This is a genomic window from Pseudomonas sp. HMWF006 (genome assembly GCF_003061205.1).
GTDB lineage: Bacteria > Pseudomonadota > Gammaproteobacteria > Pseudomonadales > Pseudomonadaceae > Aquipseudomonas > Aquipseudomonas monsensis.
Window position 1 is genome coordinate 1 of record NZ_QAIU01000164.1, and the last position, 10,096, is coordinate 10,096.

The 10,096-nt window shown below is 61.2% G+C and carries 13 protein-coding genes, 1 pseudogene and 1 riboswitch; of the genes and pseudogenes, 10 read left to right on the forward strand and 4 right to left on the reverse strand.

Going from position 1 to position 10,096, the window contains the following annotated elements; translation table 11 throughout:
- A pseudogene (locus tag DBR24_RS31625) lies at positions 1-169 on the reverse strand (zinc-binding alcohol dehydrogenase family protein); the annotation flags it as partial.
- Between the two features lie 110 nt (positions 170-279).
- On the opposite strand from DBR24_RS31625, the gene DBR24_RS06595 reads away from it, so the two are divergent.
- The 10 genes from DBR24_RS06595 to DBR24_RS06640 all read left to right on the forward strand — a co-directional run bounded on the left by DBR24_RS06595 (position 280) and on the right by DBR24_RS06640 (position 8,279).
- Positions 280-1,170, forward strand: coding sequence for a LysR family transcriptional regulator (locus DBR24_RS06595; protein WP_128614271.1), 891 nt, complete (start codon positions 280-282; stop codon positions 1,168-1,170).
- Positions 1,171-1,214: 44 nt separating this feature from the next.
- A riboswitch (cobalamin riboswitch) is annotated at positions 1,215-1,421 on the forward strand.
- A 90-nt stretch (positions 1,422-1,511) separates the two neighbouring features.
- A complete protein-coding gene (locus DBR24_RS06600) occupies positions 1,512-3,449 on the forward strand; it encodes a TonB-dependent siderophore receptor (protein WP_128614272.1) in 1,938 nt (645 codons plus the stop codon).
- Positions 3,449-3,808, forward strand: coding sequence for a ferredoxin (locus tag DBR24_RS06605; RefSeq protein ID WP_128614273.1), 360 nt, complete (start codon positions 3,449-3,451; stop codon positions 3,806-3,808). Before DBR24_RS06600 ends, DBR24_RS06605 begins: the two co-directional genes overlap by 1 nt.
- A complete protein-coding gene (locus DBR24_RS06610) occupies positions 3,805-4,731 on the forward strand; it encodes an ABC transporter substrate-binding protein (protein ID WP_128614274.1) in 927 nt (308 codons plus the stop codon). Before DBR24_RS06605 ends, DBR24_RS06610 begins: the two co-directional genes overlap by 4 nt.
- A 50-nt stretch (positions 4,732-4,781) precedes the next feature.
- Positions 4,782-4,985, forward strand: coding sequence for a PLD nuclease N-terminal domain-containing protein (locus DBR24_RS06615; RefSeq protein ID WP_128614275.1), 204 nt, complete (start codon positions 4,782-4,784; stop codon positions 4,983-4,985).
- Between the two features lie 209 nt (positions 4,986-5,194).
- Positions 5,195-6,241, forward strand: coding sequence for an FAD-binding oxidoreductase (locus DBR24_RS06620; RefSeq protein ID WP_128614276.1), 1,047 nt, complete (start codon positions 5,195-5,197; stop codon positions 6,239-6,241).
- 111 nt (positions 6,242-6,352) lie between these two features.
- Complete coding sequence (locus tag DBR24_RS06625; protein ID WP_128614277.1) at positions 6,353-6,838, forward strand: GNAT family N-acetyltransferase; 486 nt, start codon at positions 6,353-6,355, stop codon at positions 6,836-6,838.
- The gene (locus DBR24_RS06630; protein ID WP_128614278.1) at positions 6,835-7,263 is read left to right on the forward strand and encodes a hypothetical protein; all 429 of its coding nucleotides are present in this window, start codon (positions 6,835-6,837) and stop codon (positions 7,261-7,263) included. Before DBR24_RS06625 ends, DBR24_RS06630 begins: the two co-directional genes overlap by 4 nt.
- Complete coding sequence (locus DBR24_RS06635) at positions 7,260-7,976, forward strand: phytanoyl-CoA dioxygenase family protein (RefSeq protein WP_128614279.1); 717 nt, start codon at positions 7,260-7,262, stop codon at positions 7,974-7,976. Before DBR24_RS06630 ends, DBR24_RS06635 begins: the two co-directional genes overlap by 4 nt.
- Before the next feature lie 144 nt (positions 7,977-8,120).
- Positions 8,121-8,279 carry a DUF2986 domain-containing protein gene (locus tag DBR24_RS06640; protein ID WP_123464171.1) on the forward strand — a complete coding sequence of 53 codons (159 nt, stop codon included), beginning with the start codon at positions 8,121-8,123 and terminating at the stop codon, positions 8,277-8,279.
- A gap of 12 nt (positions 8,280-8,291) precedes the next feature.
- On the opposite strand, the gene DBR24_RS06645 is transcribed toward DBR24_RS06640, so the two are convergent.
- From DBR24_RS06645 to DBR24_RS06655, 3 genes are all read right to left on the reverse strand, one after another.
- Complete coding sequence (locus tag DBR24_RS06645) at positions 8,292-8,672, reverse strand: hypothetical protein (RefSeq protein ID WP_128614280.1); 381 nt, start codon at positions 8,670-8,672, stop codon at positions 8,292-8,294.
- Between the two features lie 147 nt (positions 8,673-8,819).
- Entirely contained in the window at positions 8,820-9,014 is a 195-nt protein-coding gene (locus DBR24_RS06650; RefSeq protein ID WP_123464167.1) for a hypothetical protein, read from the reverse strand.
- 203 nt (positions 9,015-9,217) lie between these two features.
- The gene (locus DBR24_RS06655; protein WP_128614281.1) at positions 9,218-9,934 is read right to left on the reverse strand and encodes a cyclopropane-fatty-acyl-phospholipid synthase family protein; all 717 of its coding nucleotides are present in this window, start codon (positions 9,932-9,934) and stop codon (positions 9,218-9,220) included.
- Positions 9,935-10,096 lie beyond the last annotated feature (162 nt).

Below are 10,096 nucleotides of genomic sequence, written 5' to 3' on the forward strand. Positions count from 1 at the left end.
TGGTGAAAGTGCCGGCGCGGACTTTGGTATCGACCGGGTTGACCGCCACTGCGCGCACTTCCACCAGCAGGTCTCGCGGGCCAGGCGTGGGCTCGGGGATGTCGGTGTCCTGCAACGATTGCGGATCTTCGATGGGCAAGGCGTGTTGGGTAAAGGTGATGGCTTTCATGGGATCTCTGATTCTGAAGGGCTGTGGCAGTCACTGGCCGCCATCTTCGGCTTCCCTCGGGCAAAGAAAAACCGGCAGAATGCGCCAACACTTTCACTGCAGGCGTGAAAATGATCCGCATCGACGATCTCGGTTTATTCACCCGCAGCGCCGCGCTGGGCAGTTTTACCGCTGCTGCGCTGGAGGCTGATTTACTGCCCGGCCAGGTCGCTGCCGCGATCAAGCGGCTGGAACGCGAACTGGATGTGCGCCTGTTCGCCCGCACCACCCGCAGCCTGCGCCTGACCGCCGAAGGCGAGCAGTACTTGCCCACCGCCCACGCGGTGCTCGAAGCCCTCAAGCAGGGCGAGGACAATTTGCGGGGGGAAAACGCCACCCTGCGCGGCGTGTTGCAAGTCACTGCGCCGTCGGATCTGGGACGCAATATCCTGCTGCCGTGGCTGACGCAGTTCCGCCGCCAGCACCCGGAGCTGACCTTGCGATTGGTGCTGTCGGATCAGATGGTCGATCTGTTTCGCGACCCGGTGGACGTGGCGATTCGTTATGGCGCCAACGTGGATGCCAACTACGTAGCGCTGCCGCTGGCACCGTGGAACCGGCGGGTGCTGGTCGCCTCGCCTGAATACGTGCAACGCCACGGCCAGCCGCAGACCCCGGATGAACTGCTGGATCATCAGTGCCTGCTCTATTTGCAGACTGGCCGGGTCTACGACAAATGGAACCTGGGCAATCAGACCGTGCAAGTCTCGGGGCCGCTGTTCAGCGACGACGCCGACGTGGTGCGGCGCTGGGCGCTGGACGGCGAAGGGATCGCCTACAAATCCTGGCTGGATGTCAGCGCCGACATCGCGTCAGGTCGCCTGCTTGTATTGCTGCCGGAGCAACCCGGCGAGACCTCGCCGTTGAGCCTGGTATGCCCGCATCGCAAGCAGATCACCCCGGCCGTGTCACAGCTCTATACGTGGCTGAGCAGCCAGTTTGCGGCGCTGAAACCGATGTGAGCAGAAGTCCCGCCAAAAGTTGACGAACGGTGTTGCGAGTGTTCAGATGCGGGCCTGTTTCAGGTGCCCCCTGCCGCCGTGCTTGGGGTGAAACGGGAAACCGGTACGTTCATTGCGAACAAGTCCGGTGCTGCCCCCGCAACGGTAGGCGCGTGATGCTTTCGACAGACCACTGTGGCCAGACGGCCATGGGAAGGTGAAAGCCTCGATACGCGCGAGCCCGGAGACCGGCCTGAAATGCGTTTGGCAAAATCCTGCGGTGGGCGGGCATGGGCCGGTATTGGCTGTGCGCGATGCCTTCTCCTGCATGCTCTTCTGCGAAGATCCTTTTCGAGAAGACAATGATTCGACCTTTCAACACTTCTGCACCAACCCTGCTGTTCGGCTGCCTGTTCAGCCCTTTGCTGCTGGCCGACGACACGCCACTGCAACTCGATCAGCAAATCGTTTCCGCGCCGTCAGTGGAATCCACCACCGTCGCCGACATGGCGCAGTACGGCAGCAAAATCGAGAGGGTTTCCCGCGAACAAATCGAACGTGCCGGCCCCGGTGCCGATGTCAGCCGCGTCCTGCAGATGTTCATTCCCGGCCTGTACGTGGCGCCGAAAAACGGCCCGTTCGACTACGGCACCTATTCGTTGCTCGGCGGCCGTAACGACGACACGCTGATCCTGCTCGACGGTGTGCGCCTGAACAATCGTCTGTACGGCGGCCTGTACCTGGACACCCTACCGGCCAACGCCATCGAACGCATCGAAGTGCTCAAGGGCGGGCAAAGCCTGCTGTTCGGCACCCAGGCGGTCTCGGGGGTGATTAACATCGTCACCCGCAGCCCGCAATCGCGCAAAGCCGCCGGCGAAGTGAATCTGGGCGTGGACAGCTTTGGCGGCACGACCGAAGACGTCCGGGTCGAAAACATCTTCAGCAACGGTTTCGGCGAACTGGGTTTGCTCGCCTATGCCAGCCACAACGTCTCCGACGGTTACCAGCCGTATCGCAACCGCGACATGAAGAACGTCAGCGAGAAGAACCGTGCCTACGAAGTCACCACCTTCGGCGGCAAGGCGATTCAATCGTTCGCCGATGACGCGCGGCTGGAACTGTTCTATCAGTACGCCGACGCCAACCTCGATTTCGCCCGCCCGCTGAACAACCACAACACCACCAACGACCGTGTGCAGCAGATCGCCACGGCGACCTTTGAACAGACCGTCAACGAGCGCGTGAGCTACTTCGTCAAAGGCCACATCAACGACTGGGACACCCGCTACACCCGCGTCAACAACGTGGATGGCGGCGGTACCAAGGTCATCAACCACAACGACTACTGGGGCTTCACCGATTGGGGCGTACAGGCCGAAGGCAAGGCGCAATTGCCCGGCGGCCATGTGCTGGTGTTCGGCACCGACAACCAGTGGTTCAAGGGTCAGGACGATGTGCTGGTCATCGACAACGACAAGGCCGAAGCCCACGCGATCTACACGCAGTTGCGCCCGCAGATCGCCGCCCTGCCCGACTGGCACCCGAGCCTCGGCATTCGTCACGAAGCCATGAGCGGCGGCGATGGCGCCACGGTCGGCATGCTCACCTCACTGTACGACCTCAACGATAACTGGGCCGTGCGCGGTCAGTACGGCAGCGCCTACAAACTGCCGAATGCCGAGCAGTTGTTCGTCAACGAGCCGGGCGACGAGATCGGCAACCGCAACCTCAAGCCGGAGAAAAGCCGCAACGCCGAACTCGGTGTCGACTACCAGGGCTTTCTGCTCGAGCGCGAATTCAGCGCCAGCGTCAGCCTGTTCAAACGCAAGATCGACGACCTGATCACCCTCGACGGCATGCAGTGGGTCAACGGTGAGGGGCAGATCCGCATGCGCGGTTTCGAGGCCGACGCGAAACTGGTGCTCACCCAGCGATGGAGCCTGCAAGCGGACCTGACGCGCAATCTCACCGAGTCGCGCAGCGGCGTGAGCATCAACGACATCCCGGGGTTCTTCGCCCGCTCAAGGGTGGGTTATGAGTCGGAAAATCGTATGTGGGGGGCCGGGGGTGCGATCCGCTACATACGCGATATCAAGAGTTCGAAGCAGGTGCAGTACGGCAACTATTCGGTGGTCGATGCCGATGCTTATCGCTACCTCGACCACGCGCATCAGCACCGTGTAAGCCTGCTGATGGAAAACCTGTTCGACCGCGATTACGTCACCAGCCGTTCGAACAATGTCGATAATCTCGGCCGGCCGTTCACCTCTGAAATTCGCTACACGTACCGCTTCTGATGAGTGAAATCACCAAGGTCGACGGCGTCGATACTCATCCGGACTGGTCGCAAGTGCCCGATCACGCGCGCCATGTGTTCCTCTGCACCGGCCCGCGCTGTACTCAGCGCGGCGCCTTGCAGTTATGGAAAAGCCTGCGCCGGCATCTGCTGGCGCACGATCGCATCGAGACGCCGGGCGGCGTGTTACTGACCCGCACTCATTGCCAGTTTCCGTGCAATCTCGGGCCGATCGTGACGGTGTATCCGGAACGCTTCTGGTACGGCGTGCATAACCGGCAGGAGGTGCAGCGCCTGGTCGAGGTGCATCTGCTGGGCGGTGAAGTAGTCGAGGATTTGCTGATCCGGGGGCGCACATGAAGCTCTTGTGGTGTGCACTGGGCGCCCTGTTCTGCTCATCGGCGGCTATGGCTGACAACGTGCGCAACTGCGGCGAGCACTGGCAGGTTTCCGCTTCGCCGCCCGCGCGCATCGTCGCGCTGAATCAGCACGCAGCTGACCTCGTGCTGGCGCTTGATGCCGGATCATCGCTGGTGGGCGTCGCGTATCTGGACGACACCGATGCCGGCCAGCGCCCGACCGCGTATTTCGGCGTGCCAGTGATCGCACGTCAGTACCCATCCAGCGAAGTGTTGTACGCGCAACAGCCGGATCTGGTGATCGGTGGGTTCGCCACAGCCTTCGGTGACGGCGTCACTTCACGCTCGGCGCTGGCGCGCAACGGCATCGGTTCCTACCTGCTGGAATCGGCGTGCAACGGGCATTCGCTGGATTACTTCGGGCATGTGCGCAATGACCTGCTGAACCTCGGCGCGTTGCTGCACAAACAACCGGAAGCCAAGGCACTGCTGGCCGCGATGGAGGCCGACCTCGCCAATGCCCGAGCCGTGGCCGGCACGCAGAAACCGCTGTCAGTGTTTTACCTGGACAGCGAAGTCAAAGGCCTCGACAGCGAAGGACGGCGCGGTTTTGTCAGCACGTTGCTGGACGCTGCGGGCGCGAAAAACCTGTTCGCCGAGATCAATCAATACCGGGTCACCGTGAGCCGCGAAACCCTGCTGGTCAGCGACCCGGACGTGATTCTGCTGGCCGATGCCGACTGGTCGCCCGCCAGCCGCAAGCGCTACCTGTTGACCCACGACCCGGTGCTGTCGCAACTGCGTGCGGTGCGCGAAAACCGCCTGATCGTTATCCCCTTCACCCAGCTGTTGCCCACCGTAGCCAGCGGTCGCGTGGCACTCGAACTGGCCCGACAGCTCAAAGCCCTGCAAAAAAATAAATGAACCCGCCACCGCACCGGTCACCTAACCCTAAGACCATCAGGAGGTAGCCAATGCAAATCGAAACCGTGTGGATCGTACTGGCGGCAGTTCTTCTGCTCATCGAACTTTGGGCCATCACCCGGGTGCGCAAAAGCGAGGGAAAATCCAGCAACAAAGGCGTGTGGATCGTGCTGATCGTGTTTGTGCCGTTGTTCGGCCTGATTGCCTGGGCGCTGGCGGGGCCGAAACAAATCACTCAGCGGTCGGCATCTTAGTCTTCTGCTGATCAGTTGCCGGGCAAGGACAAACTCGAAGAACCCGGCGTGCAAATGCAAGCCATGAAGACCTGTTGCAGGAAGGACGTGGCAGCGTAAGGCCTTGCGAATGAAGGGAAGCCCGGCATCAGTCGGGCTTTTTTGTGGACGCCAGTCACGCCTTCGTCGGGATGTAGTACCGTGTGCCGGTCAACAACAGGGAGGTTGGTATGGGTGACAGGACAGGCAAGCGCGTGGTGGTGGTCGGCGCGGGTATTGTGGGCGCTTCGCTGGCGTATCACCTTGCACGCAAGGGTGCACAGGTGACGCTGGTCGAGGCCGCAGAACCCGCCTCGGGGGTCACGGGGCGCTCGTTCGCCTGGATCAATACGGCCCATGCCGGGAACGATCCGATCGCCCGATTGCGTGGCGCGGCCATCGAAGACTATCGCCGGCTGGAAGCGGAGCTGCCTGAATTGCAGATACGCTGGTCAGGGGCATTGTCCTGGGGTACCGGCGCAGAGGACGAGCCCTCTTCGCCGACATGGCTGTCACGCGCCGAGATCCTCGAACGCGAGCCGAACTTGCGCCACCCTCCACGCCAAGCATCGTATAACGCCGAAGAAGGCGCCCTCGATGCGGTACAGACCACCCGCGCATTGGTTGTCGGGGCACAGGCCCACGGCGCAACAGTGTTTACGCAGACACGCGTAAGCGGCTTCACCTTCAGCGGCGCAGACGTTACGGGCATTGAGACGACGGCGGGGCCCTTGGCTGCTGACGTGATCGTTCTGGCAGCCGGAACGGGCACCGTGCAGCTGGCAGAGATGCTCGACGTTTCACTGCCGATAGACGCCTCCCCGGCCATTTTCATCCGCTTCAAGACTCAACCGGATCGGTTGAACGGCATCATCTCCAGCCCCGAGATGGAAGTGCGGCAAGGTGCAGACGGGGCGTTGTTGGCAGCGGAAGACTACTTGGGAAATGCCCCGCACAATCAACCGGACGAGATCGCGCGGCGAACCGCACAAGTCATTCAACACGAACTGCACGGGGTAACCTCCATTGAACTGCAAAGCGCATGCGTCGGCTTGCGGCCCGTGCCTGTCGACGGCGTCCCCGTTGTCGGCTATCTACCGACGGTGGGCGGAGTGTATGTTTGCGCAATGCATCCCGGTGTGACCCTGGCGGCGATCGTCGGGCGCCTCGCCAGTGAAGAGATTGTCAGCGGCATTGCCTCAGTCGACCTTGGCAACTGCCGCCCCGGCCGATTCTGATGGGCGCGGCAGTCCAATTCTCCAGGCATTCATTTCAGCTTTCAGCATTCGCAACTCGAAACGGAAGTCATCAGCACTACACGTCCCCCACACAAGGAGCGTTCAACCATCATGGAAGCAACCATCACCTACCGCACCGCCACGGCTGACGATGCCTTGGCGATATGCGAACTGGGTCAACTGCTCAACGCCGTGCACCACGCCGCCCGCCCGGACATTTACGCGGCTGCGACCGAAGATTTCTCTCGCGACTTGCCGCACTGGTCCGGCGTTTTCGAGAAGCCGGGCCAGGTCGTGTGGCTCGCCAGCGCGGGCGACCAGGTCGTGGCGTTCATTACCGCCAGCCTGTCGGCCAGCGTCGGGCCGTTAATGCAGCCGCAGAATGTCGTGCGCATCGGCTCCGTGTGTGTCGCCGAACGGTTCTGGGGTAAAGGCATTGGCCGCGCACTGATCCAGCGCATCAAGGATTGGGCCCTTGCGCACGATGCGCAGGACTTGCGCCTGACGGTCTGGCCGTTCAATGAACGGGCGGCGCGGATGTACGCGGAGTTTGGTTTCGAGCGCCGTGCGGTAGAAATGGGTATGCGCTTGTCATGACACGTCAACAGCGAATCGTCTCGATTGTCCTCGGCCTGCTGGTCTTCTACGTAGCACTATGGACAGCGTCCGAGTGGTGGGAAAAAGCGCTGGCCAAGCCCTACGGCACCGCTAGCATCAGCCCCGACGGTTGCTTTCAGGTCCAGACGTTTCGGCCGTTCTGGGTGTTGCCGGGTTTTCTTCATCCACAGACGCCGCCGGACGATGCGATGGAGCGCAGCTGGTTTGTCTCCTGGGAGAGCCCGGCGTTTTTTCGCCTGTATGACCTTCGTAATGGCCGCGTACTGGGTGAGAGCGAGATCTATGATCTGGTGGCGTATGGCGGGCCCCTTGATTGGGCTTATGGCAACGACCACACGGTAAGTGCCGCCATGATCCACATTGGTACCACCCCGGACGATTGCACAGCATCGAGGACGCCATGACCGACCGCAGCCGTGTTCAGAGCAAAAGATCGCCGCCTGCACAGGCATCCCTTTTGAATGGCTACGCCCTGCTCCGCCACGCCATACCCGCCGAATGGCTGGATGAGTTGCGCCGTGTGTTCGATGCAGGTGTCCTGCCGTCCGATCAGTGGCCGGTGCCCCGTGGTCAGGACTGGCGTCACTCGCTGCTCGATGATGACCCGAAGGTGCGCGCGGTGTGCCGTTTGCCACAGGTGCTGGAAGTGGTAGGCGAACTGATCGGCGAACGCTTCTTCCTTGCGCAGGTGGAAGGTCGTGAACCCCTTCCGGGTGGCGGACATCAACCCTTGCACCGCGACCTGTCGGCGCAACGACCCGGCGACAGCGTGGTTGCCCTGGCGTTTTTCGACGATTACGGCCCACAGAACGGTGCTACGCGCATCGTCCCCGCCAGCCATCGCCCCCTGCCTGGAGAACCGCCACTCGACGCTAACGATGAGTCGAAAGCCGTGCAGCTTTCCGGCAGCGCCGGCGATATTCTGCTGTTCGACGTGGACCTGCTGCATGCTGGCAGTTGCAACGTGGCGGGCTTGCGCCGACGTTCCATCCTGATCAATTACTTTGCCGAACCGCTGTACGCCGCGCACCTGGAAACAGTGGGCCTGCGCAATGTGCGGATGGATCCTTTCGAGTGGTTTGATTCTGCAAGCCACTGCATTGTCGGGGGTGATTGACACACGAATGGATTCGGTGAGGATTCGACATTGCCTGAACCCGCCGTATACGTCAGGATCCCACCCTTTTTCAGCGCAAGGGCAAACGTGGCACGTCTACGCCCTTCGCTAGTCGATACTCAAACTTACAAGCCGGGTAGCCCCATGAATCGTCAAAAGAAACTTCAGCAGTTGTTCAAGGAAAAGGCCAAAAAGGCCAGCGCCAAACTGGCACCGAAAAAGCCCAAGTACATCAGCAAGGCCGATCGCTTGAAGATGGCCGCCGAGGCGCCGGTAGAACCGGTTGAAACTACCGAGAGCTGATCCCGGCCAGTTTTATAGAAATGGCGAAATGTTCGCCAGCGCCCGCGTGATGTAGAGCTCCTGCTCCCCCACCGGCACCACGTACCGCAACGCATCGCACGCGGCGTCCACACCGGCAAGGCGCGCGATGAACCAGGCTGCCAGATACTGCGAAGCTAGACATCCGCCGGCGGTGGCGACATTGCCGTTGGCCACGAACGGTTGATTGAGCACCGCGACACCGGCCTCCTCCAGCGACACCTGCGCCTCGACGGTCAGTCCGTTCATTGACCGCACCTTGTCCGTGGGGCTGGCAATCGACACGCGCCAGCCGGGCACCCGATTGAGGATGCCGAAGGCGATGAACGAATCGAGTTCGTTGAACCCTTCAAAGGTCAGGATGGCGACGTGCATGATGAGCCTCGGTGCGGATGGTCGAGGCTCATCGTAGGACTGGCAAATCAATACAATCAAAGAATTGTCATGGGTACATTAAATCGCTGACATTACGATCCCTGTCGGGTCTGCCGCAGGGGTATCTTCATAAGCGCCCGCCCCTCATTAGCCCCCGGAGTAGATCAACCAGGCGATGAAAGCCACAACAGGGGCGAACAGCACCAGGCCACCGACGGCGACGGCCCAGCCCCAGGCAAAACCGCTTTCGCCCGTGAAGCGGCCGCCACTGAGCAGGCGCAGCACGCAAACACCTACCCGATGAGCCAGCTCGTTGATCAAGAAGTCAGCGATGAAGTCCATAACACTAACGCTCCAGTGACTTCGCCATGATGAAAAGCGACCGCCTTGCCTGTCGTTGCTTGATCGTAGTTGGATTTGTGTGGGCTGGTGCCGGCGCGAGAAAAAAGCTGGGGGCCACTGATCTTCAAGGACCAGGTCAAGTTCGACTGACAAGCCCTGATCGCAGGTTTTGCAAGACGTTCACCGGATCGAACACAATCCGCTCAGCGCGTTTTACACGCCAGCCACGCGCCCCAGAAAAGGCTGCTGAAGAACCGCGTCGCCTCACCAAATCCGGCCTCGTGCAACAACGCCTGAACCGCCGCCTCGGAATGCGGCGGATCGGCGCCCTGCAAAATCTTCCCGAGTTTCGCCTTCACCTCCTCCGCACTCGCGCCCTGCTGACGCCAACGCTGCCCCCAGGCTTGCAGCAATAACGGCTGGCTGGCGTAGGCGTAGTGATTGCCCGCCACAATCAGCGGCGCACCCGGTTTCAGCCGGGCCTGAACCGAGCACAGGATCTGTCGCTTGGCGTCATCGCCATTCAAGTGGTGCAGCACACCGATCAATGTGGCCGCGTCGAACGATGCCTGCGCCGGCAAGTCCTCGACATGCCCGAGATGCACGTCTGTCCTGCCGAGCAAATCATTGGCCTGCAACTGCTGCGTCGCAGCCTCCAACATCGGTGCCGAAGGATCGACCGCAGTGAAACGCCAGTCCGGCTCAAGCGCGGCCATTGCGATGATTTCCTGCGCCGTACCGCCCGCGCCAACCACCAACACCTTGGCGCCACGCAACGGCCCCAAAGTGGCCGCCAACATGCACGCAGCCAGATCGTGACAGGCATCGTAACCGGCCAGGGCGATGCGACTTTGTCTGGCGTATTCGTTGGCGCGGGAAGTGTCGAATTTGTCTGCGGATCGGGTCGAGGTCGGGGGCATGGCGATTCTCCTTGTCTTGGGAGCACGCTACCTCGGGGGCAGAGATAAGGAAAATGGCGTAATTTTATAGGCTACATTCCTGTAGGGAATGAGAATCTGGCGTGGGATACGCATCGTTAAGCGCCAAGGACATTCATTACTCTGATTCATACGAGATTAAGC